The organism is Streptococcus sp. 27098_8_99, assembly GCF_041431935.1.
GTDB classification, from domain to species: domain Bacteria; phylum Bacillota; class Bacilli; order Lactobacillales; family Streptococcaceae; genus Streptococcus; species Streptococcus parasanguinis_D.
Window position 1 is genome coordinate 106,453 of sequence record NZ_JAPVYQ010000006.1, and the last position, 20,560, is coordinate 127,012.

The 20,560-nt window shown below is 44.1% G+C and carries 24 protein-coding genes; 15 read left to right on the plus strand and 9 right to left on the minus strand.

The features are described 5' to 3' along the window. Nucleotides 1–16 precede the first annotated feature (16 nt). Complete coding sequence (locus O3605_RS05175) at nucleotides 17–1,456, plus strand: 6-phospho-beta-glucosidase (protein WP_371585408.1); 1,440 nt, start codon at nucleotides 17–19, stop codon at nucleotides 1,454–1,456. A gap of 114 nt (nucleotides 1,457–1,570) precedes the next feature. Here O3605_RS05175 and O3605_RS05180 read toward each other — a convergent pair whose 3' ends face one another. Beyond that, nucleotides 1,571–2,104 carry a hypothetical protein gene (locus O3605_RS05180; protein ID WP_371585410.1) on the minus strand — a complete coding sequence of 178 codons (534 nt, stop codon included), beginning with the start codon at nucleotides 2,102–2,104 and terminating at the stop codon, nucleotides 1,571–1,573. Nucleotides 2,105–2,307: 203 nt separating this feature from the next. Between O3605_RS05180 and O3605_RS05185 the strand changes: the two genes are divergently transcribed. Next, nucleotides 2,308–2,997: a response regulator transcription factor gene (locus tag O3605_RS05185; protein ID WP_371585412.1), complete on the plus strand. Its 690-nt coding sequence runs from the start codon at nucleotides 2,308–2,310 to the stop codon at nucleotides 2,995–2,997. Beyond that, the gene (locus tag O3605_RS05190) at nucleotides 2,997–3,884 is read left to right on the plus strand and encodes a sensor histidine kinase (RefSeq protein ID WP_371585414.1); all 888 of its coding nucleotides are present in this window, start codon (nucleotides 2,997–2,999) and stop codon (nucleotides 3,882–3,884) included. The genes O3605_RS05185 and O3605_RS05190 overlap by 1 nt, the downstream gene beginning before the upstream one ends. Before the next feature lie 20 nt (nucleotides 3,885–3,904). Here O3605_RS05190 and O3605_RS05195 read toward each other — a convergent pair whose 3' ends face one another. The 4 genes from O3605_RS05195 to pabB all read right to left on the minus strand — a co-directional run bounded on the left by O3605_RS05195 (nucleotide 3,905) and on the right by pabB (nucleotide 8,247). Continuing rightward, nucleotides 3,905–4,657, minus strand: coding sequence for an ABC transporter permease (locus tag O3605_RS05195; RefSeq protein WP_021153840.1), 753 nt, complete (start codon nucleotides 4,655–4,657; stop codon nucleotides 3,905–3,907). Nucleotides 4,658–4,711: 54 nt separating this feature from the next. After that, entirely contained in the window at nucleotides 4,712–5,620 is a 909-nt protein-coding gene (locus O3605_RS05200) for an ABC transporter ATP-binding protein (protein WP_021153839.1), read from the minus strand. 285 nt (nucleotides 5,621–5,905) lie between these two features. After that, on the minus strand, nucleotides 5,906–6,520 hold the full coding sequence (locus O3605_RS05205) for an alpha/beta fold hydrolase (RefSeq protein ID WP_049495661.1): 615 nt from the start codon (nucleotides 6,518–6,520) through the stop codon (nucleotides 5,906–5,908). Beyond that, the gene (gene pabB / locus O3605_RS05210) at nucleotides 6,520–8,247 is read right to left on the minus strand and encodes an aminodeoxychorismate synthase component I (RefSeq protein WP_155198760.1); all 1,728 of its coding nucleotides are present in this window, start codon (nucleotides 8,245–8,247) and stop codon (nucleotides 6,520–6,522) included. The genes O3605_RS05205 and pabB overlap by 1 nt, the downstream gene beginning before the upstream one ends. 118 nt (nucleotides 8,248–8,365) lie before the next feature. Between pabB and O3605_RS05215 the strand changes: the two genes are divergently transcribed. The 5 genes from O3605_RS05215 to O3605_RS05235 all read left to right on the plus strand — a co-directional run bounded on the left by O3605_RS05215 (nucleotide 8,366) and on the right by O3605_RS05235 (nucleotide 12,670). Next, nucleotides 8,366–8,986, plus strand: a complete 621-nt coding sequence (locus O3605_RS05215; RefSeq protein ID WP_239681859.1) for an acyltransferase family protein — start codon at nucleotides 8,366–8,368, stop codon at nucleotides 8,984–8,986. Between the two features lie 691 nt (nucleotides 8,987–9,677). After that, on the plus strand, nucleotides 9,678–10,280 hold the full coding sequence (locus O3605_RS05220) for a hypothetical protein (RefSeq protein ID WP_003008715.1): 603 nt from the start codon (nucleotides 9,678–9,680) through the stop codon (nucleotides 10,278–10,280). Further along, nucleotides 10,280–11,071: an energy-coupling factor transporter transmembrane component T gene (locus O3605_RS05225; RefSeq protein WP_186823058.1), complete on the plus strand. Its 792-nt coding sequence runs from the start codon at nucleotides 10,280–10,282 to the stop codon at nucleotides 11,069–11,071. The genes O3605_RS05220 and O3605_RS05225 overlap by 1 nt, the downstream gene beginning before the upstream one ends. Further along, a complete protein-coding gene (locus tag O3605_RS05230; RefSeq protein WP_070505268.1) occupies nucleotides 11,047–11,883 on the plus strand; it encodes an ABC transporter ATP-binding protein in 837 nt (278 codons plus the stop codon). Before O3605_RS05225 ends, O3605_RS05230 begins: the two co-directional genes overlap by 25 nt. After that, entirely contained in the window at nucleotides 11,870–12,670 is an 801-nt protein-coding gene (locus O3605_RS05235; protein WP_024054603.1) for an energy-coupling factor ABC transporter ATP-binding protein, read from the plus strand. Before O3605_RS05230 ends, O3605_RS05235 begins: the two co-directional genes overlap by 14 nt. A gap of 81 nt (nucleotides 12,671–12,751) precedes the next feature. Here O3605_RS05235 and O3605_RS05240 read toward each other — a convergent pair whose 3' ends face one another. Then, entirely contained in the window at nucleotides 12,752–12,880 is a 129-nt protein-coding gene (locus tag O3605_RS05240; protein WP_002878297.1) for a hypothetical protein, read from the minus strand. 14 nt (nucleotides 12,881–12,894) lie between these two features. Next, on the minus strand, nucleotides 12,895–13,056 hold the full coding sequence (locus tag O3605_RS05245) for a hypothetical protein (protein WP_176745571.1): 162 nt from the start codon (nucleotides 13,054–13,056) through the stop codon (nucleotides 12,895–12,897). A 213-nt stretch (nucleotides 13,057–13,269) separates the two neighbouring features. Here O3605_RS05245 and O3605_RS05250 point away from each other — a divergent pair, with 213 nt between their 5' ends. From O3605_RS05250 to O3605_RS05270, 5 genes are all read left to right on the plus strand, one after another. After that, nucleotides 13,270–14,208 carry an AEC family transporter gene (locus O3605_RS05250; RefSeq protein WP_371585418.1) on the plus strand — a complete coding sequence of 313 codons (939 nt, stop codon included), beginning with the start codon at nucleotides 13,270–13,272 and terminating at the stop codon, nucleotides 14,206–14,208. A 96-nt stretch (nucleotides 14,209–14,304) separates the two neighbouring features. Continuing rightward, complete coding sequence (locus O3605_RS05255; RefSeq protein ID WP_223356432.1) at nucleotides 14,305–14,736, plus strand: Rrf2 family transcriptional regulator; 432 nt, start codon at nucleotides 14,305–14,307, stop codon at nucleotides 14,734–14,736. 76 nt (nucleotides 14,737–14,812) lie between these two features. Beyond that, nucleotides 14,813–15,817 (plus strand): NADP-dependent oxidoreductase, encoded by a 1,005-nt coding sequence (locus O3605_RS05260; RefSeq protein WP_371585420.1) that lies wholly within the window; start codon nucleotides 14,813–14,815, stop codon nucleotides 15,815–15,817. A 13-nt stretch (nucleotides 15,818–15,830) separates the two neighbouring features. Continuing rightward, nucleotides 15,831–16,667 (plus strand): alpha/beta fold hydrolase, encoded by an 837-nt coding sequence (locus O3605_RS05265; protein WP_371585422.1) that lies wholly within the window; start codon nucleotides 15,831–15,833, stop codon nucleotides 16,665–16,667. A 1-nt stretch (nucleotide 16,668) separates the two neighbouring features. Then, entirely contained in the window at nucleotides 16,669–17,541 is an 873-nt protein-coding gene (locus tag O3605_RS05270; RefSeq protein ID WP_371585423.1) for an SDR family NAD(P)-dependent oxidoreductase, read from the plus strand. A 63-nt stretch (nucleotides 17,542–17,604) separates the two neighbouring features. Here the strand turns inward: O3605_RS05270 and O3605_RS05275 are convergent, their stop codons facing one another. Next, a complete protein-coding gene (locus O3605_RS05275) occupies nucleotides 17,605–17,937 on the minus strand; it encodes a glucuronide permease (protein ID WP_371585425.1) in 333 nt (110 codons plus the stop codon). Nucleotides 17,938–17,975: 38 nt separating this feature from the next. Continuing rightward, nucleotides 17,976–18,515, minus strand: a complete 540-nt coding sequence (locus tag O3605_RS05280; protein WP_371585437.1) for a TetR/AcrR family transcriptional regulator — start codon at nucleotides 18,513–18,515, stop codon at nucleotides 17,976–17,978. 132 nt (nucleotides 18,516–18,647) lie between these two features. Here O3605_RS05280 and O3605_RS05285 point away from each other — a divergent pair, with 132 nt between their 5' ends. Both O3605_RS05285 and O3605_RS05290 read left to right on the plus strand, forming a co-directional pair. Continuing rightward, entirely contained in the window at nucleotides 18,648–19,544 is an 897-nt protein-coding gene (locus O3605_RS05285) for a cation diffusion facilitator family transporter (RefSeq protein ID WP_371585427.1), read from the plus strand. 115 nt (nucleotides 19,545–19,659) lie between these two features. Then, entirely contained in the window at nucleotides 19,660–20,523 is an 864-nt protein-coding gene (locus O3605_RS05290) for a helix-turn-helix domain-containing protein (RefSeq protein ID WP_049485976.1), read from the plus strand. Nucleotides 20,524–20,560 lie beyond the last annotated feature (37 nt).

Genomic DNA, 20,560 nt, shown 5'->3' on the forward strand with positions numbered 1-20,560 from the left:
CAAGTGAGGTAGAGAGATGACCGACAAACTTCAATTTCCAGATGGTTTCCTTTGGGGTGGGGCGACGGCTGCTAACCAGTGTGAGGGAGCTTATAATGAAGACGGCCGTGGCTTGGCTAATGTGGATGTGGTGCCGATTGGGCCTGATCGGCACGCCATTATTACGGGTCAGAAAAAGATGTTCGACTTTGAAGAAGGCTATTTTTATCCAGCTAAAGATGGCATTGATATGTACCATCGCTACAAGGAAGACATTGCGCTCTTTGGGGAAATGGGCTTTAAAACCTATCGTTTGTCCATTGCCTGGTCTCGGATCTTCCCTAAAGGAGATGAACTAGAGCCGAATGAAGCAGGTCTACAGTTCTATGAAGACCTCTTTAAGGAGTGCCACAAGTATGGCATTGAGCCCTTGGTGACCATTACCCACTTTGACTGTCCCATGCATTTGATTACTGAGTATGGAGGTTGGCGCAGTCGTAAGATGTTGGAATGTTATGAACGTCTCTGCCGGACCCTCTTCACTCGCTACAAGGGCTTGGTCAAATACTGGCTAACCTTTAATGAGATCAATATGATCCTCCATGCGCCTTTTATGGGAGCGGGTCTCTGCTTTGAAGAAGGGGAGAATGAGGAGCAAGTCAAATACCAGGCAGCTCACCATGAGTTGGTCGCTTCAGCCATTGCTACCAAGCTAGCCCATGAGATTGATCCTAACAATAAGGTCGGCTGTATGCTGGCGGCTGGGCAAAACTATCCGCATACCTGTGCTCCACGAGATGTCTGGGCTGGTCTAGAAGAAGACCGCAAGAACTATTTCTTCATCGATGTGCAGGCGCGTGGGGAATACCCTAACTATGCCAAGAAAGAGTGGGAGCGTCAGGGAATCACGGTCGAGATGACCGAGCAGGACCTTCAATTGTTGAAAGACCATACAGTGGACTTTATTTCCTTCTCCTACTATGCCAGTCGGGTCGCTTCGGGCGATCCAGCTGAAAGGGAGAAGACAGCGGGCAATATCTTTGCCTCTCTGAAGAACCCCTATCTAGAAAGCTCGGAATGGGGTTGGCAGATTGACCCTCTTGGTCTCCGCATTACCCTCAACACCATCTGGGATCGCTATCAAAAGCCTCTATTTATCGTAGAAAATGGACTAGGCGCCGTTGATACCCCGAATGAAGCCGGTGAGATTGAGGATGACTACCGGATTGATTACCTGGCTGCTCACATCAAGGCCATGCGGGAGGCCATCAACGAAGATGGCGTTATCCTCTGGGGTTATACGACTTGGGGCTGTATTGACCTGGTCTCTGCTGGGACAGGAGAAATGAAGAAGCGCTACGGTTTTATCTATGTCGACCGGGACAACGAAGGCAAGGGAAGCTTGGAGCGCTCACGTAAGAAATCCTTCTATTGGTACAAAGAAGTCATTGCGACAAATGGGGCTTCTGTTGAATAAAAGTTTTCGGTACCTGCTGGCCGACTTTCTCCTATAAACGAAAAAGCATAGAATCCCAACCACAAGCTGGGGTCCTAAGCTTTTTGTATGTAGTTTAGCCAAGTACTTACGGATTTACTGGTCGTAATCTAAGACATTGTTCTCGATGACAAACTTAGATTCAGCGGAAATGTCGGCTGCTCCTAGTTGCAATTGTGAACTTCCGTCTGGATCTAGGATATGCCACTGGCCGTCCTTATGGGCAAAGATGGCCTCAAATGTGACGTTATGATTCTTGTCTCGAATGGGCAGAACAAATGCTTGATCTGTATTCTCTAAGAGAATCTCTTCTTTTTTTTCAAAGTTATAGATATAAAATTGCCCAGTTCTTTGTCCCAAACCATGGAGTTCATCGACTTTTTGCCAATTCTCAAACTTATTCCGAACAAGGGATTCATTATAAATCTTGTTGAAGGTTTCGTTCCGTTTCTTCGTTTCTTCCTCGTCTAGTGTTTTCTGAAACTCTGCAACCTTTTTAGTCGTTTGGATGGTTTGTTTGTTTTGCTCCCTGATTTGCTGGCGGTGGATGACTCGCATCATTCTTGCAGCAACGCCCAGGATGACAAGGATGGATACAAGACTGATTTTAGTTTTAGCATTATTTTTCATAGATGAGTCTCCCTATTGTGTCATTGGTCCTATTATACCCTTAGAAAGAAAGGATCGTCAAGTTCATCTTGTGATGACCTAACATGCAGATCTACCTGGGGACAATAGAATTTTATCAGATTTTCATTGACGAAGGTCCCTTTATTTGATAGGCTAGGGGAATAGAACTGATTTCGCAAGAAAAGAAAAAAGGAGCGAGGCAAGTGGCACGGATTTTATTAATCGAGGATAATAATGATATCCAAGAAATTTTATACAGTCTCTTAAGTGAAGATCATGAGGTCCTTCAAGCTTTTTCAGGTACAGAAGGGCTGCGGCTCTTCCAGCAAGAAGCCATTGATTTGCTCCTTCTGGATATCATGCTTCCAGGGAAAAATGGGGACCAGGTCCTTGAGGAGATCCGTTTGCAGAGTCAGACACCGGTTATCATGATGACCGCTCTGGGAGATAAACACCTCATTAGCCAGTATCTCCTTGCAGGTGCCAATGATTATATTGTCAAGCCCTTTAATCTGGACGAAGTGGCGGCTCGGGTGACGGTGCAGTTGAGAAATCAACCGACGGTAGCACAGGAAGCTCAATCGTCGCAAAAGCTATCCTTTAAGAATTTGGTCTTAAATCCAGAAACCTTTGAATTGGAGTCCGGAGAACAGACGCTTCGCTTGGGCAAAAAAGAATTTCAAATTTTTGAGACCTTGCTGGCGCATCCAAAGAAGATTTTTACCAAAGAAGAATTGTATGAGGCGGTCTGGGAAGAAGTTTATCTGCCTGGAGACAATACCCTCAATGCTCAATTAAGCAATCTTCGAAAGAAAATTGCCCAGCTTGATCCAGATGAGGACTATATTGAAACGGTCTGGGGCTTGGGTGTTCGCTTGAAAGGAGAAAAGTAATGTGGGGATTGGTTCTAATTCTAGTCGTCCTTGTCCTTTTCTTGGGCTTGGGCTATGCTCGCTTGCTTTCTGCTTTAAAGGATTTGCAGGAACAGATTCAACAGAAGCTCCAAAATGGGAGTGGGGTACGGCTGACCTCTCAGGTCTCAAAAAAAGAATTGGTCGCCTTGACCAAGCAGGTCAGTGATCTCTTTGACCAGATCGAGCGGACCAATCGGATTGCCTTTCAAGAGAAAAAGACCTTGGATATGGCCATCAGTAATATTGCTCATGATATTCGGACGCCTTTGACCATTGCATCGGGCTATACCCAACAAATCATCAAAGGAGGGACGCAGGAAGAAGAAAAGCTGAAGAAAATTGCTTCCAATCTTCAAGTCGTCTCAAAACGTTTGGAATCTCTCTTGGAATACAGACGCTTGATGGAGGGAGCTATTCAGCCTCGGATTTCAGACGTCGATCTCAGCCAAGTCCTGACCCAGCAGTTGTTCCAGTATTATGACAGCCTGTCTGAGGCGGGGATTGCCTTAGAGGTAGAGCTAGAAGAGCATCTTCATTATGCTACGGATCCAGAGCTCTGGGAGCGCCTCTTGCAAAATATGCTCAGCAATGTCCTCAAGCATGGGAAGGATCAGGCCCGCTTGACCTTGATGTCGGATGAGGACACGATTCGGGTCGAGCTGCGCAATATTGTGCAACAACCGATCCAGCACTTAGACCAGTTGGCTAGTCGCTTCTACTCAGAAAATCTGTCGGATACAGAAGAGTCTTCTGGCTTGGGTCTCTACATTATTCAAAATTTTGTAGAGATCTTAGGAGGCGACTTGCAACTGGCAACAGAGGCAGATTGGTTTGTTTTGACCATTACACTAAGAAAAAAGGCTTGAGCATCGCTCAAGCCTTTTTGTTATAAATCTTTGTGTTTGAAAGTAGCGAGTCCTAGGAAGCCGAAAACAAGGATGAATCCAAGGGCAATCGAGAGAGTGTTGTTCGTTGCTGTCGTACTTTGGACCATGGAATATTGGAATTCCAAGTTTAGATAGTGGAGAATGTCAATATCTTTAAAGAAAAGCGCAGGAAGGCTTAAGAGGATATTTCCAATGAAGTAGCCGACGAAGGCCAAGGTGATGGATTGGCTAGCGTAAAGGAGGAAGGAAATGATACTGACCCAAGCCAAGGTGGAAAGGAACTGAATCAGCACGGTCAGTCCAAAATGAGCAAGGAAGTGCTCTGGCATGGTTCCAAGTCCATTGTAGAGGGTCGCGATCAAGAAGACGAGACCATAAGAAACAAGAAATTGGAAGAGGGCAATGGTCAGGACAACAGCGCTTTTAGCAAAGTAGTAGCTGGTGCGCGAAACGCCATAGGCCAGACTATTCTTGTATAAGTTTTGCGTTAAGTCTGTTCCCAGAACCAAGGTGATGACAATAATGGTAAAGAGGATAGTCACACTGATGCTGGAAGAGTAGTTGGTCAAGGCTTTAAAGCCCGTCCAAACTTCAGTCGCTTGGGGTAATTTGGATTCCGTATTGACGCCGACGTGGCCGGTAGCTCCAAAGATGACTCCAGACAGGATGTTGAGTACGAGAATGGCTTCTGTGATCCAAAAACCTTTGGAGCGAAAAAGTCTGTAAAAATCAGCTTGAATAGTATGCAACATGATAAATCTCCTAAATGAAATAAGTGGGATAAGTAATACAAGACGGTGGTTTGACTAGTCTACCAAGTCCGTAAAGAATTTTTCCAGATCTTGGCGGGCATAGTAGATTTCGTCCACGTCAATATCCGCTTGCACGAGGGCTTTGACAATGACCTTAATATCGTGAGTCTGTCCGAAGATATGGATTTCGCCATCTTTATCGATGACCTTGATACGGTGATGGAGTTGATCCTGGATCAGTTGACTGGCAAGGGCTAGCTGGCTAGTCTTGAGGATGATGTAATCTTCTCCTTGTTCTTCGAATTCAGCCTTGCTAATTTCTTTGATCAGGCGTCCTTGGTCGACAATGCCAAAGCGATTGGCAACCAGATAGAGTTCGGAGAGGATGTGGCTGGAAATGAGGATGGTCATTCCAAGTTCATCGTTGAGGCGCTTGATCATCTGACGGAATTCCTTGATTCCGACTGGATCGAGACCATTGATGGGTTCGTCCAAAATGAGGAAGTCGGGTTTGGCAATGAGCGCAATCGCAATTCCCAACCGTTGTTTCATCCCGAGTGAAAAATCACGGAATTTCTTCTTACCCGTATTATTCAGGCCGACATAGTTCAAGGTTTCTTTGATGACCTGGTCGGGATTTGGGATATGGCGAGCCTTGCAATAGTAGACCAGATTTTGATAAGCGGTCATATGCTTGTGGGCCACAGGACTCTCAATGACGGAACCAACCCGTTTTAGGGCTTGCGTCCACTGGGAGCGATTTGTAGAAGAAAAGAGAGAGACGCTTCCGTCAGTTTCTTGAATCAGCTGGGTGATGACCTTGATGAGGGTGGTTTTCCCAGTCCCGTTTTTACCGATCAGGCCGTAGACGTCGCCTTTGCGAATGGTGAGATTCACATCATTTAAGGCGTATTGATGACCGAACTTTTTACTCAAATGGGAAATTTCTAATACTTTTTCCATGGTTTTCTCCTTCGTCCAAATGACTAGTTATTTTCTTTACACTCTTAGTATACAGCTTGCTTTTCAAATAACTATCAAGCAATTCTCAAATATTTCTAAAAAAAGAGAGTGGGACAGAAATCGGTAATTCGTTAGAATTCGATTTCGTCGTCCCACCTCCGCACAGTTGAGTAGGGCTGTAAAAGCTGATGAAATCAGCGTAGTAGAGCCCACTCAACCACTGCGTCTTGCTCGACAATCCAAAAATAATTGAGAGGCTAGGACTTTTGTCCCAGCCTCTTCATTTTAAAACCCAGCAACAAACTCTTTGATGGCTTGCGCGAGTTCATAGGGTTTCTCGGTATTGAGTAGATGGCCTCCGTTTGCGATTTCTTGATAGCGACCTTTTGGCAGGAGCTTGGCCAATTTTTTAGAAGAAGATTGATTGGCCCAATCTTTGCTACCACAAATCACCAAGCTGGGGAGAGGGCAAGCTTTAGCGGTATCGGTTAAATTGAGCCCTTTTAATTCGGTCAAGATTTGAAGCATCTGTTGTTTATTGGCATCTTGTTTTTCAAAAACATGCTTGGGAAGTAGACGAAAGAGAAGAATCTGGAGCCGATAGAGGGGATTGGTGTTGAGTTTGTATTGTGTTCCTGCAAGGACCAAGCCCTTGAGTTGCGGGAAGTCTTGTCTTGAGAGATCAAGAGCGAGCACGCCACCTAGTGAGAGTCCTACCAGAATAAAGGGTTCGCTTTCTTGCTGGAGGCGCTCCATCAACCTTTTTTTGACTTCCTGATAGCTTTCTTTTTGATGGGAGAAAATATCAAAAGTTTTGGAGTGCAAGGGTGAAAGTGCAAATTGGACTCCTTGCCAAGAGAGGACATCTTGCCCTAGTCCATGTAAAAAAATAAGTTTCATCAGGAATCCTTTCTTTGAAAATCGAGTTCGTAGAGACCACGAAGAGCATTGCAGGCATAGATACGATCGGCGTCTGTCAAATCGTTCAACGTCAAGAGTTTTTCTTCCACCTGCTGGGTCTCAAGAAGATGGCGCCGATAAATGCCATCGAGTAAGGGGAGATGAGCTGGTGGGGTATAGAGTTGTCCCTCTATTTCCAGCACCAGATTGCCAATCGTCGTCTCCAGTAAGGTTCCATCTGGCAGATGGAAAATTTGCTCGTGATCTGACTGGTTGAGATGGTCTCTCTGACTCGTTTTGAAATAAGTAAATGGCGTCGCTAAATCAAGCTTCTGCTCGGTCAGTTGGGCCTGTAGATAGCTAGCTGGCAAGTCTGTCAGCTCCGTGATTACTAGGTGAAAGGTCCCGTTTTTTTGCAAGGCGATCCGACAACGATAGTCAAGGTTGGATTCCAAATGAGCAAGCTCTTCTTGAAGTTCTTTCAGAAGTTTGGGTTCATCATAAGGATAGGCAAAGTAGCGACTAGCCTCTCTCAAACGGGTTAGGTGTTGGTCTAAGAAAGTCAACTCTCCTTGGTGAATGTGGCCGGTCGTCAGGAGCTCAAAGCGAGGCTCTTGACGGTAAAGGACAGCTGATTTTTGCTTGGTTTCCTGGTATTCACTTTCCCACTTACTGTCCCAAGTGATGCCTCCTCCCACGCCATAGATGGCTTGATTTCCTTGCATTTGAAGGGTCCGGATGGCTACATTAAAAATCCGTTTCCCTTTTGGAAGAAGGATGCCGATCGTTCCACAGTAGACACCTCGAGGAGCCTTCTCCGTCTTTTGGATGATTTCCATAGTGGAGATCTTCGGTGCTCCTGTAATCGAGCCACAAGGAAAGAGAGCTCGGAAGGTTTGGACCAGGTCGACCTCAGCTCGTAAGCGACTTTCAATGGTCGAGGTCATCTGCCAAACAGTGGAGTATTGCTCGACTTGGCAAAGACGGGTCACCTGCTCACTTCCAATCTCCGAAATCCGGTTCATGTCATTGCGGAGGAGGTCGACGATCATCATGTTTTCTGCTCGATTTTTCGGATCGGCTTCTAACCAAGCAGCCTCTTGCAGATCCTCTTGGTTGGTGAGACCACGGTGCGTCGTTCCCTTCATCGGGCGCGTGGTCAGTAGCCGGTCGTCTTGCTCAAAAAAGAGCTCAGGACTGATAGAGAGGATGGAGACATCATCGTGCTGGATGAAGGCATTGTAATGGGCCTTTTGCTCAACCACTAAGCGGTTGTAGATGGCCAAAGGGTCTGCTTTTAGCTCTTGAGAAAGCTGGACAGTGTAGTTGACCTGGTAGGTATCTCCCTGGCGGATATGGTGATGGATGGTCTCGATAGCTTCTTTATAAGCAGGTGCCTCTACCTCTTCCTTCCAATTAGCTGGAAGATCCACTGCCCCATAGTGCTCTGGGAAAGGAAGGGTTTCGACCTCCTCGTGGATCGTAAAATAGAGGAGATACTCTCCCATAAGAGGTGCTGGATGGACAGCAAACTTCTTCTCAAAAGCAGGAGCAGCCTCATAGCTGATATAGCCAACAGCATAAAAGCCTTTCTCTTGGTAGGCTTCGACTTCTCTAAGAAGAGCCTCTACCTGGTCGAGGTTTCTAGTTTTTAATTCCTTTATGGGCTTGGTGAAAAGGTGGCGCAATCCAAGCTCTTTAAAATCAATAATCGTTTGTTTATGCATGCTTTGAGTATATCAAAAATAGAGGAAAAAAGGTAGATAAGGATGTAAGATTCCTTGCTTGGCCTTCCCTTTCATGCTAAAATAACCATAGAAACTGCTTTGGGCAAGGAGTAGGACCATGCAAAAGAATCCCCTCTATAACACCTCTAGTATCAGCTTTTTTCAATACCTCTTTGCGATTGCAGTGATATTGGTGCATAGTGGTCGCTTGACCTCTTATGAGCCACTGCATTTTGGTCTCAAGAGCATGCTTGGCCGGCTAGCGGTGCCATATTTTATCGTCTGTGCCAGCTTTTTCCTCAAGCAATCACTAGGGAATTCTCAGAAAATAAAGGCCTATCTGGTCAAAATCGTAAAAACCTATTTGTTTTGGAGTTTTGTTTACCTTCCTTATGCCTGGCTCTTTTTCTCTAGTCTCCATCTTCCTATCTATCTTTTTCCAGCAGGTGTTCTCATTGCACTGATCTATCTGGGAATGTGCTACCAACTCTGGTATATTCCGGCCTTTCTACTGGGCTTGTTTTTGGTCAATCAATTGGTCAAACGTCTAAGCATGGTTTGGACGGGGTTGATCACCTTGCTCCTATACTGCTGGGGCTTGATCGAGACCTATTCGGCTTATCTGGACACCACGAGTCTTCTTAAAGGCTACCAAGCTCTACAGCAATTTATTTTTTACAGCGAGAAATGGTCTCTTTTACACGCCTATTTTTATCTATATGGGTTACTATCTGTATGACCATTTTCATGCACAAACCTTTAAGGTTCACCGTTGGCAAAAGCTATCTCTCGCCTTTGGTTTGTTCTGTATAGAAGGTACCATCATTTTTCAACATGAAGGAATCGATAAGAACTTTTTCTTATTATTTCCTATTGTGACGGTCTATTTTGTCAATGCCTGCCTGCGATCGTCCTTTTTGAAAAGCTATGATTTACAGTATTTAAAGCAAATGAGTATAGCCCTTTACTTTTCGCATCCGATCTTTATCGAGTGGGCTTGCTATGGCTTTAGCAGCCTCCCCCTTACTTATCCAGATAGGGGCAAGCTGATTTTTGTGACTGCCTTGTTTGGTAGTCACCTTTTTGGACTAGCTATGCTGTGGGTACGAGATAAGAAGAAAAATCAAAAAACTTCACCAATCTAGGATAAGATGAAGTCTTTTTTATGACTTAGTAAGGGCAATTTCCTCTAGCTTTGTGGAGCTTTTTTCAATTCCCGAACGTTTTCAAGAAAACTTCAGAAAATTCTTGACTTCTGATGAAATAGGCGTATGATTAGTTGTGAACTGTTGAACAATTCTTTTCAAGAGAAACCCTGATGTCGACTAAGGGATCTGTGAAAGGTGAAGCGGTTCAAATCAAAAATCTACAGAGCGTTGCGTCCGAAAGTCTAAACAGACACGGCTCTTTAAAAACAAAAGGAGAAGATTATGAAAACAGAACCGATTCATCGTACCAGTATGTGGAAATTTAAGTTAAGTGCTGCCACCATGACTTTGATTCCCGCTGCCGTGGGGATTAACTATGTTGCCAAAGCCTTGGCGGAGGGGTTAAAGTTGCCCGTTTGGCTGGGGTCTTTGGGAACCTTTCTTGCCAGCATGTTGGCTGGGCCGGTTGCCGGTGCCATCAGTGGTTTCATCAACAACGTGATCTATGGGCTGACCTTATCGCCAATTTCAACCGTGTATGCGATTACCAGCATCGGAATTGGGATTGCTGTCGGAGTTTTGCACGCCAATGGGTGGTTCTCGTCAGCGCGACGAGTATTTGTTTCTGCTATTATTATTGCCATCGTTTCAGCTGTCATTTCAACGCCACTCAACGTCATCTTTTGGGGTGGTCAGACCGGTATCGCTTGGGGTGACTCATTGTTTGCGGTAATGGTCGCCAATCATGCACCAGTGTGGCTGGCCTCATTTATCGATGAGTTTGTCTTGGATATTTTGGATAAAGTCTGCGTGGCCTACCTGGCATTCTTCATCTATCGTCAGCTGCCGAAGCGGATGGTGCACTTCTTTAGCGGTGATAAATGATGACTGATCAAACATTGATTTCTGGAGCGCCACGGGTCAAGCTCAAGTGGTACCAGGTGATCGATCCGATTACTAAGCTCTTGTTCATCTTGGACATGACGTTGTTGAGCTTTGCCAGTATGAATTTATTGCTTCAGGCCGGATTAATTCTTGTCGCAACACTGCTATTGTTATTTTCTAAATTGAGTTCTACCATCTTTAAGGCGCTGGGATTCAGCCTGTTTCTGATTTGCACCATGCTGATCATCCAAGGGTTATTTTACAGTTGGAATCAAACTGTGCTGTTTTCTGTGCTTGGGGTGTCGTTCTACAAAGAAGGCCTGATTTACGCCACCACTCTGGGTTGTCGAGTATTGGTGATTATTTTGACCAGTGGCTTTTTTATGGTGACCACGAGTATTTCAGAAAACGCGGCCTATTTGGAACAGTCCGGATTGTCTTATAAAACCGTCTACGTTCTGATGTCGGTGTGTTATATTTTGCCGGAAATGATGCGCAATATGCGGAAAATCCAGCAGGCACAAAAAGTTCGCGGAACCAATCCGCAAAAAACGTTGATTCAGAAATTAAAGTCAGTCCTGCCGGTTCTAATTCCATTGGTGATTAAGACCTTGGATCAATCGATGGCGCGGTCGATTTCTCTCCAACTGAGAGGTTTTGATAATCTCAACCGGACTGTCAGAACCTCCCAGCGCGTGTATCGCCTGTCGCGGACGCTGCACATTGGTCTGACTGGATTGGCAATTTTATTGATTGGGTGGAAGATATGGACGAAGATAAACGGATTGTAATTGAAAATTTGACCACCCGTTATCCGGGTACTGAGCAACCACAACTGCGTCAGATTAACGCGGAGGTTCATACCGGCCAGGTGGTTGGGATTATCGGGAATAGCCACTCCGGCAAATCGACATTGTGCCGTGTGCTGGCAGGGGTCATTCCCAAAATGGTGTCTGCTGAGATTGAGGGCGACTGGCACATGTTTGGCCAGCGAGTGTCCGACAATTGGCCCGTTTATAATGCCATGAATGGAGTTGTACTGCAAAATCCAGCTGGCCAACTAAGCGGGTTGGCAGACACGGTTGCCGATGAAATTGCCTTTGACTTGATTAATCAGGGAATGGCTGAAGGACTGATTCAAAAACGGGTTGAAGAAGTTGCCACGCAAATGGGGCTGATTGAACAGCTGAATTTGCGTCCCGAGAGCCTTTCCGGTGGTCAGATCCAGCGGTTGGCAATTGCCACGGCGATTGCGACTAACCCGGCTGTTTTGATTATGGATGATCCGACCAGTCAGATGGATCCCCTTGGCCGCCGACAATTTTTCCAATGGCTGGCCCAAGTCAAAGAGACGACTGTCTTCATTGTCACCAGTGAAATTGACGATTTGTGCGAAGTCGCCGACGTTGTATGGGTGCTGCACGAGGGTCAAATGGTAGCCCAGGGCAGGCCGGGTGAGGTGTTTAATCATTTGGCAGCTGACTGGCAGATTCCAGCCCCGACAATCCAGCAACTTGCTCAAAAAATGGATTGGCACTTGGCTGATGGCCGGTATCCGGTGAATGACGCTGAACTGAAGGAGGTTTGTTATGTCCACAATTGAACTGAACCACCTGACGTTCACTTATCCGGAACGGTCCTTTAGCTTGGATGTTGAAGACAAACTCTTCGCCGATCCGATGGTGGCGATTGTCGGCCAAAATGGTGCCGGCAAATCAACGCTCTTCAAATTATTGACGGGCTTGCTGACACCACAAACCGGTGTGATTAAGATCGATGGAGAAAATTTTAATGATCTTAAACCAGTCGAAAAGTTACTGAAGGTTGGGATTACTTTTCAGAATCCTGACGATCAGCTTTTTAACCCGACCGTTCAACGAGAGGTGGAGTGGAGTGTCGCGCAGGTCATGGATGACCACGACACGATTACGAGGCGGGCTTTAGCGGCTCTAAAAAGAGTTGGCTTGGATGATAAAACAGCTGAAAGTCCATATGACCTGTCATTGTCGGAACGCAAGCTGTTGAGCGTTGCCACAGTTTTGGCAGTGGATCCGGCGATTTATTTATTTGATGAGCCGATGATGTCGCTTGATTGGGAAAGCCGGCGCAAGTTGACCGCAATTTTCCATCAGTTGGCTGATTCGGGCCACCAAGTTGTGACCATCACCCATGACATGGATTGGGTCGCCGCCGAGTTTGAGTCGGTGTATGTTATGGAACACGGGAAGTTTGGCTTCGCCGGCAGTCCACGGGAATTGTTCAGCGATCACGAACTTGTCCAGAGAGTGGGATTACTACCACCGCGGATTATGGACATAGCGGAGTCGCTGGGTGATTCACAGACATATTTATCGGTTAATGATTATTACCAGAAAAATCGAGATGTATAGAAAAAGTCACCTCTGCGGGTTTTCCAGGTTGAAGGATTAACTTCAGCTTCTGGCAAGAACTCACATGGGTGACTTTTGTGTTTAATAACGTTTCATGATCATCGGGTGCTTCCTCAGATCACTTGGTTTGATTTTACTTTGTTTCATGGTCATAATCATATACCATTTCTTTTGGATCTTTTGTTTGACTAATACAAAATAGGTCTTCATAGGTCTTCGCATTTTTAGCGCCCATTAGGATCATCAGTATAATTTTCTGAATTAGGAGACTGTCCCGTCACTATTCGAACTTCGTCTCCCAACTTACGCTGTTCCCATTCATCCGCGAATCCTTTAAATCGCAATTCTGGAACTTTCTTTTTAACTGAATCATCTATTTTCGCCATAGTCCCCACCATTTTATTGGTTTTTCTTGATTTACCTTATCAACAGTCTGGTTGGTTGGTACCAATAGACCAAGGCGGCCAAGAAAGGCTACTAGTAACAATTAATAAATACAAGAGGTGGGCATGTTGCTCCACCTCTTTTTGTGATATACTAGAGTAGTTTTTGAGACCTTGTAGAAAAACTCTCATTTCAAAGAAGGAAAAGGAGAAAACATGGACATCTTTTTGAGGAGTATATCCGGTATCCTCGTCATCCTAGGCATGATTTTAGTGGGCTTTGTTATCGGTGAAAGAGGCTGGTTTGATGACAAGTCACGTGGCTTGATCGCAAAGCTAGTCACTCAAGTTGCTCTGCCCTGCTACATGCTCTACACCATCACACAGCGTTTCACAGCAGCTGACCTTCTAAAAATGTTGCCAGCATTGCGATTTCCTGCCCTGTCTATGGTCGTTTTGCTTGGCATCGCGACAGCAGTAGCCAGGATCTTTGCAGTGAGACAGGATCGCCGTGGCCTCTTTATTTCCATGTTTTTTAATTCCAATACCATTTTCGTGGGACTCCCCATTAACCAAGCCCTCTTCGGGGATGCCAGTATTCCCTATGTTTTGATCTATTACATGTGTAATACGACCTTTTTCTGGACCTTGGGGACCTACCTGATTCAGAGGGATGGTGAGGGAGAAGCTCAGTTTGATCTCAAAACGAGTCTGAAAAAAGTCTTTTCACCTCCTCTGATGGGCTTCATCTTGGGACTAGTCATGGTGGTGCTGCAGATAAAGCTCCCTGCATTTCTAGCCAGTGATTTGCAGTATCTGGGCAATTTAACAACCCCCTTATCCATGATTTTCATCGGTTTGTCGGTATCTCATGTAGGCGTGAAGCAGTTGGTGCTTGGAAAAGATCAGCTCCTCATTCTACTAGGACGCTTCGTGGTTGCTCCACTCCTAATGGCGACCATTGTTTACCGGGCCCCTCTTCCAAGCTTGATGAAGCAAGTCTTTATCATCCAGTCCGCTATGCCAGTGATGACCAATGCCCCGGTCGTTGCCAGACTCTACGGAGCTGATAGTGATTACGCAGCGGTTATGGTGACAGAGACGACCCTTGCTACCATGGTGGTCATTCCGATACTCATGGTGTTGATGGCCTGATCGTTTTTTAAAAAAGTGAAGCAAAAGTCTTGCTTTTCTTTTTATTTGTGTTATACTTGTTCTTGTATTAGATACAAGTTATCTAAAGGAGTTTATATGGATACGAAATTTTCAGTGGCCTTACATATCCTAACCATGATTAGCGAGAGTAAGGATACCTTAAGTTCTCAAGCACTAGCAACTAGCGTTGGCACCAATGCGAGTTACATTCGAAAGGTAATCGCCTTATTGAAAAATGCTGGACTAATCCAGTCTCATCAAGGAAAAACGGGCTACCAACTTAGTAAATCGCCAAAGGACATCACCTTACTTAACATTTATTTTGCCACACAAGAAGTCAGCCACATCAGCTTATTTCCTGTTCACCAAAATAGCAATCCTGATTGTCCCGTTGGAAAACATATCCAAGGAGCCGTTTCGCCACTATTTGCTAGTGCTGAAGCTCAACTTGAGAAGGAACTAGCCCAGCAAACCTTAGAGGATGTCATTAACAATCTTTATAAAGATGCCAAACAAAAACGAAACTGATTTGCATGCAGATCAGTTTTAAAAAGACTAGACTTGTATCTTTATAAGATACAACAAAAATAGAAAAGAGAAGACAATGAAAGCCGCACAACACACTACTTATAACAAAAAGAATATCACTCTAAACATCACAGAAATCGCTAAACCAAGTATTACAGACAAAGAAGTTTTGGTCAAAGTCACTGCAGCTGGTGTTAATCCTCTGGATAATATGATTTCCCGAGGAGAAGTCAAGATGATCGTCCCTTACAAACTCCCACAAACTGCTGGAAATGAAGTGGTCGGTATCATTGAAGAGACCGGTAGACAAGTCAAAAATCTCAAAGTCGGAGACCGAGTTTTTGGACGTCTCCCACTCGACCACATCGGGGCCTTTGCTGAATACGTAGCTGTCGATAGCCAAGCCTTAGCCAAGGTTCCAGACTATCTGTCTGACGAGGAAGCCGCTGCTGTGCCTTTGACTGCCTTGACTATCATGCAGGCTCTTGACCTCATGGGAGCTCAAGCTGGCAAAATCATCTTTATCTCTGGTGGTACAGGCGGTGTTGGTGGAATGGCCATTCCAATTGCTAAGGCCAAAGGTTTGACAGTCATCACAAATGGGGCTGGAGATAGCGCTGAGCGGGTGTTGGACCTAGGAGCAGATCGCTTTATCGATTACAAAACAGAGGATTATACAAAAACTGTTAGCCAGGTTGATTATGTTCTCGATACCCTTGGTGGCGCTGAGACTGAAAAACAAATGTCTATCATGAAAAAAGGTGGTCAGCTTGTTTCCCTCCGTGCGATGCCAAATGGTGACTTTGCTAAACGGATGCACCTGCCAAAATGGAAACAGATCCTACTTGGACTAGCTGGTCGTAAATTTGATAAGATGGCTGACAAATACGACGTTCACTACCACTTTATCTTTGTAGAAAGCAATGGCGCTCAATTACAAGAGGTAGCTGACCTCTTTAGCAAATTAGAAATCAAGCCATCTATCGATACAGTCTATCCATTTGAAGAGGTAAATAGCGCCTTAGACAAGGTCGCTAATGGTCGCTCACGTGGAAAAACAGTCCTCAGCTTTAAGAAATAAAAAGGAAAAGACAATGTTATATCTTACAACTAAAACTCAATACATCACTGTCGACGGGAACAAAATCGCCTATCGCGAACTCAGCAAAGGCAAATCAAAATTACCTCTTCTGATGCTGGTCCATTTGGCAGCAACCCTCGACAACTGGGATCCAAAACTCTTGGACTTGATTGTTGAAAAACACCATGTGATTGTGGTCGACCTTCCTGGTGTCGGAGCCAGTCAAGGCAAAGTGGCCCCAACCATTCCTGGAATGGCTGAGCAGACAATTGCCTTTATAGAAGCTCTTGGTTACGATAAAATCAATCTCCTAGGTCTTTCTATGGGGGGCATGATTGCCCAAGAAATCATCCGAATCAAGCCTGATTTGGTCAACCGTCTCATCTTGGCAGGAACAGGACCTCGAGGAGGAAAAGAGGTCGATAAGGTTACAGGGAAAACCTTTAACTATATGTTTAAAGCTGGACTCGAGCGCATCGATCCTAAACGCTATATCTTCTATAAACATGATGAACAAGGAAAAATCGAAGCCTTGAAAGTTCTCGGACGAATGGGAATGCGAACCAAGGAATTTGTAGACAAAGACATGAGTGTGCCTGCTTTCTTAACTCAACTCAAAGCTATTAAACGTTGGGGGAAAGATTCTCAAGACGACCTAAGATTTATCACCCAACCAACCTTAATTGTCAACGGGGATAAGGATATGCAGGTTCCAACGGAAAATTCTTATGACATGCATGAGAAAATAAAAGATAGCAAGCTCATCATCTATCCAAATGCTGGTCACGGTTCGATCTTCCAATATGCAGAAGAGTTTTCAACAGAACTCATTGCTTTCTTGGAGGACTAAGATGGTCAAAACCATTCTAATAACAGGTGCTACTGACGGTATTGGTAAACATTTGGCAAAGAAACTGGCTAGTGAAGGTCATCAGGTCATTCTTCATGGACGAAATCCTCAAAAACTAGAATTAGCGCTTCAAGAGGTTCGGGCTGTTTCCCTGAGAGGCAGAGTTTCAAGTTACTTGGCAGATTTTTCAAAATTAGATGATGTCTATCGATTTGTGGAGGAAATCAAGCGTGACTTTCAAAGGGTCGATGTCTTGTTTAACAACGCCGGCCTGTATGCAGGAAAAGAACGAAAAGCGAGTGCTGAAAATGTCGAGTTGACTTTTATGTTATCCGTTCTGGTTCCCTATCTGTTAACAACTGAGCTAAGTCCCTTGTTAGAAAAATCGGCTGACGGCCGTGTCATTAATACTTCTTCCTATATGCATTATTTTGCCAAGGTCAAGGATTTGGACTTTGGATTTGAGAAAGAATACAATCCAGGATTGGCCTATAATAATTCCAAACTCTATACCATTTGGATGACACGCTATCTAGCAAGAGACTTCTTTTTAAAAGGTTCAAACATCACCATTAATGCCTATCATCCCGGCTTAATTTCGACTAACTTAGGGAATAACTCTAGTGATGAAAAAACGAAGCAGTCCCTCTTTGGACGCTTGATGAAGTCTCTCTCGAAAGATCTAGATCAGGGAATCGAAACAGGCTATTATCTCACCTTATCAGAAGAAGTCAGGGGCTTGACTGGCTACTACTTTGATGAAAAGAAAGTCAAGTCGGTATCTGAAAAAGGCTACTCATTTGAAAAAGCACAGAAATTAATGGATTACTGCCAAAATAAGGTCAAAATGTTTCAAGAAAAGCAGGATTTTTAATTCCTTATTGATTTCGTAACTACCAAAAAACTCAAGTTTTCATTGATAAAACTTGAGTTTTTCTTATATGAGGGCTAACAAAATGGTAAGAATCAGAGCGATTCCGATCCGAATGACATGGTGGGCTAGATGGAAGTTTTCTTTGTGCTTGCCATTCCAATAGGCTCCGTAGCAAATCAAGCTAACTCCGATCAGCCAAATGAATAAAGCAACAATTGGCAAAAAGAAGTAGAGGATGAGAGAGAAGGTCGCAAGGCCACTTCCTAGGAAAAGTAGGTAAATTCCAAGGGTCTTCTTGCCCTTTTTTAATTCAGAAAGGCTGACTAATAAATGAAGAAGAGCAAAAACAAGGGCAAATAAGGCTGTAAAAAAGCCGAGAAGAATGGGGAGGAGCATAGTTTTCCTTTCTATGATACATGTTGTAAAGTCGCACCTTAGTTAGAAGCGATGTTTAAAATCTCCAAATAAAACTGGATGACTTCTTGTTCGGTGTAGGACTTACTCTTTTTTAGCCACCAGCTGAGAGTTTCAATGAAGTGGCTGACAACCAGGTGCTTGAGATAGGAGTGAGGTATGTTGGGGTGAGATTGAATTAGTTTCTCAGCTACCATGGGGTAGACGTCATGTTCCAGTTCTTTTCGCAGCTGCCGGATAAAATAATCGTTTTTTGAAAGCAAGAGACTGGTCACATGGTCTTGATTTTTCTTGAAATGCTGAAAGATATGGGCTAGGTAGTCTTGGGGAGAGAGCTGATCATCTCGCTCAAAGAGGTGGTGAAAGAGTTTTTGGCAGAGTTCATCCAGCAAGAGTTCCTTACTCTCGTAATGGCTGTAAAAAGTTGAACGCCCCACATCAGCACGGTCAATAATTTCCTGAACGGTAATGATGTCGTAGTCTTTTTCATTGAGTAAGTGTAAAAAAGCATGATAGATAGCTTTTCTAGTTTTGGTAATACGACGATCCTGTGTTGTCATATGGACAATTCGAACAAACTGTTCAGTAACGTACATAGCGAACGGTTTGCTTCTATCCTTTCTGTTGTGAATGTTAGATAATGATAATGAACAAGATGTTCATGAATCTATTATATCAGAGGATTGAGGATTATGAAGACAAAATGTGCGGTTTGGCTGGCTTTTTTCTTGAATCTAAGCTTTGCCATTGTTGAGTTTATTGCAGGGGGAATCTTTGGTTCCAGTGCTGTTCTCGCTGACTCTGTCCATGATTTGGGAGATGCTCTAGCCATTGGCCTTTCGGCCTTTCTAGAAACGATCTCCAATCGTGAAGAAGATAGTCGCTATACTTTAGGCTACAAGCGTTTTAGCTTATTAGGGGCTTTAGTAACGGCAGTCATTCTGATGACCGGGTCTGGTATGGTGATTTTAGAAAATGTAAGCAAGCTTTTCCACCCTCAGCCTGTCAATGACGAAGGGCTTCTTTGGTTGGGAATGATTGCTATCAGTGTCAATGTGCTGGCGAGTCTGGTCATTCGCAAGGGGCAAACCAAGAATGAATCCATTCTCAGCCTGCATTTTTTGGAAGATACCTTAGGTTGGTTGGCCGTCATCTTGATGGCCATTGTCCTCCGATTTACGGACTGGTATATCCTCGATCCCCTCTTGTCTCTTGCTATTTCCTTCTTTATTCTGTCCAAAGCCATTCCACGATTTTGGAGCACGCTCAAGATTTTCCTGGATGCTGTGCCAGAAGGGGTAGATATCAAGCAAGTTAAGAATGATTTAGAGCAGTTGGACAATGTCGCTAGTATCAATCAGCTTAATCTTTGGACCATGGACGGCTTGGAGAAAAATGCCATCGTCCATGTATGTCTGGAGCATGTCAAGCATATGGAGGTCTGTAAAGAGTCTATCCGCACCTTGCTCAAAGAGAGGGGGTTCCAAAATGTTACCATCGAAGTGGATGAAGATCTAGCAACCCACCGAGCCCACAAGCGAAATATCGAAGAGCTGGAATTAGAAAGTGAGCAAGAGTACCATCATTAATTACGAAGCGACTCCTAGAGAAGTAGATTTTCTAGGGGTTTTGTTTTATTCGTTAATTTATGCTAGAATACTAAAAAGAAAAAGTTTTCCCATATATGCTTGATAGAGGTGCTAAATGAAGAAATTTGGAGAACTATATAGGCAGTTCCGAGAATCCAGAGGTATCCGACTGAAAGATGTTGCAAAGGCAGGTATTTCAACCTCTCAACTCTCCCGCTTTGAAAAGGGGCAGACAGATTTAACCATTTCAAAGTTTATGTTGATCTTAGATGAAATCAATGTGCCGATTGATGAATTTATGTATGCTGTCCATGATTTTCACCGTGATGATCTGAATGAACTCTTGACAAAGGTCAGGCTTTTTGTATCGACTCATGATATCGATGAAATGAAGAAACTCCTTGCTTCTCAGATGGGGTTGAAAGACAAAAGGGAAAAGTTTCATCACATCAATACCATTTTATTAAAAATTCGTTTACAGGATTTATCTGGAGAAGATTACTATACAGAAGATGACCTAAAGGATTTAACGGATTACCTATTCAGCGTAGAGCACTGGGGCTATTATGAGTTATTAATTTTTATAAATACCCTAGATGTGTTGAATCATGAGGTTTTTATGGTGTTGGCAAGGGAGATGTCTAAAAGATCGGATTTCTACAAAGAGATTCCGAATAATCGACGTATGATTTCAACCATGTTACTGAATGGGTATATTACTTGTATTGAGCGCCAAAAAATGGTAGATGCCTGCTATTTTGAGGAACAATTAAATCAGTGTTTCTTCATCGAGACGGAAATGTATGAACGTCTCGTATTTGTCTATGCTCAAAACTTTTATCGCTATCGAAAGACAGGAGATACGAGTGCCATCGACGAAATGAGAAAGTGTATTGAAGCCATGAAATTGGCAGGGAGCGAGCATATTGCGACGATTTATGAAAGACATTTGAAAAAATTGATGAATGAAAATAATTAGTGAGCATATATGGGAATAAAATACCGTACAAAAGAAG

Coding starts and splice junctions, on each gene's coding strand:
- O3605_RS05175 (WP_371585408.1), top strand. CDS start 17: ATGACCGACAAACTTCAATTTCCAGATGGTTTCCTTTGGGGTGGGGCG.
- O3605_RS05180 (WP_371585410.1), bottom strand. CDS start 2,104: ATGAAAAATAATGCTAAAACTAAAATCAGTCTTGTATCCATCCTTGTC.
- O3605_RS05190 (WP_371585414.1), top strand. CDS start 2,997: ATGTGGGGATTGGTTCTAATTCTAGTCGTCCTTGTCCTTTTCTTGGGC.
- O3605_RS05195 (WP_021153840.1), bottom strand. CDS start 4,657: ATGTTGCATACTATTCAAGCTGATTTTTACAGACTTTTTCGCTCCAAA.
- O3605_RS05200 (WP_021153839.1), bottom strand. CDS start 5,620: ATGGAAAAAGTATTAGAAATTTCCCATTTGAGTAAAAAGTTCGGTCAT.
- O3605_RS05205 (WP_049495661.1), bottom strand. CDS start 6,520: ATGAAACTTATTTTTTTACATGGACTAGGGCAAGATGTCCTCTCTTGG.
- pabB (WP_155198760.1), bottom strand. CDS start 8,247: ATGCATAAACAAACGATTATTGATTTTAAAGAGCTTGGATTGCGCCAC.
- O3605_RS05215 (WP_239681859.1), top strand. CDS start 8,366: ATGCAAAAGAATCCCCTCTATAACACCTCTAGTATCAGCTTTTTTCAA.
- O3605_RS05220 (WP_003008715.1), top strand. CDS start 9,678: ATGAAAACAGAACCGATTCATCGTACCAGTATGTGGAAATTTAAGTTA.
- O3605_RS05225 (WP_186823058.1), top strand. CDS start 10,280: ATGACTGATCAAACATTGATTTCTGGAGCGCCACGGGTCAAGCTCAAG.
- O3605_RS05230 (WP_070505268.1), top strand. CDS start 11,047: ATGGACGAAGATAAACGGATTGTAATTGAAAATTTGACCACCCGTTAT.
- O3605_RS05235 (WP_024054603.1), top strand. CDS start 11,870: ATGTCCACAATTGAACTGAACCACCTGACGTTCACTTATCCGGAACGG.
- O3605_RS05240 (WP_002878297.1), bottom strand. CDS start 12,880: ATGAAGACCTATTTTGTATTAGTCAAACAAAAGATCCAAAAGAAATGG.
- O3605_RS05245 (WP_176745571.1), bottom strand. CDS start 13,056: ATGGCGAAAATAGATGATTCAGTTAAAAAGAAAGTTCCAGAATTGCGA.
- O3605_RS05250 (WP_371585418.1), top strand. CDS start 13,270: ATGGACATCTTTTTGAGGAGTATATCCGGTATCCTCGTCATCCTAGGC.
- O3605_RS05255 (WP_223356432.1), top strand. CDS start 14,305: ATGGATACGAAATTTTCAGTGGCCTTACATATCCTAACCATGATTAGC.
- O3605_RS05260 (WP_371585420.1), top strand. CDS start 14,813: ATGAAAGCCGCACAACACACTACTTATAACAAAAAGAATATCACTCTA.
- O3605_RS05265 (WP_371585422.1), top strand. CDS start 15,831: ATGTTATATCTTACAACTAAAACTCAATACATCACTGTCGACGGGAAC.
- O3605_RS05270 (WP_371585423.1), top strand. CDS start 16,669: ATGGTCAAAACCATTCTAATAACAGGTGCTACTGACGGTATTGGTAAA.
- O3605_RS05275 (WP_371585425.1), bottom strand. CDS start 17,937: ATGCTCCTCCCCATTCTTCTCGGCTTTTTTACAGCCTTATTTGCCCTT.
- O3605_RS05280 (WP_371585437.1), bottom strand. CDS start 18,515: ATGACAACACAGGATCGTCGTATTACCAAAACTAGAAAAGCTATCTAT.
- O3605_RS05285 (WP_371585427.1), top strand. CDS start 18,648: ATGAAGACAAAATGTGCGGTTTGGCTGGCTTTTTTCTTGAATCTAAGC.
- O3605_RS05290 (WP_049485976.1), top strand. CDS start 19,660: ATGAAGAAATTTGGAGAACTATATAGGCAGTTCCGAGAATCCAGAGGT.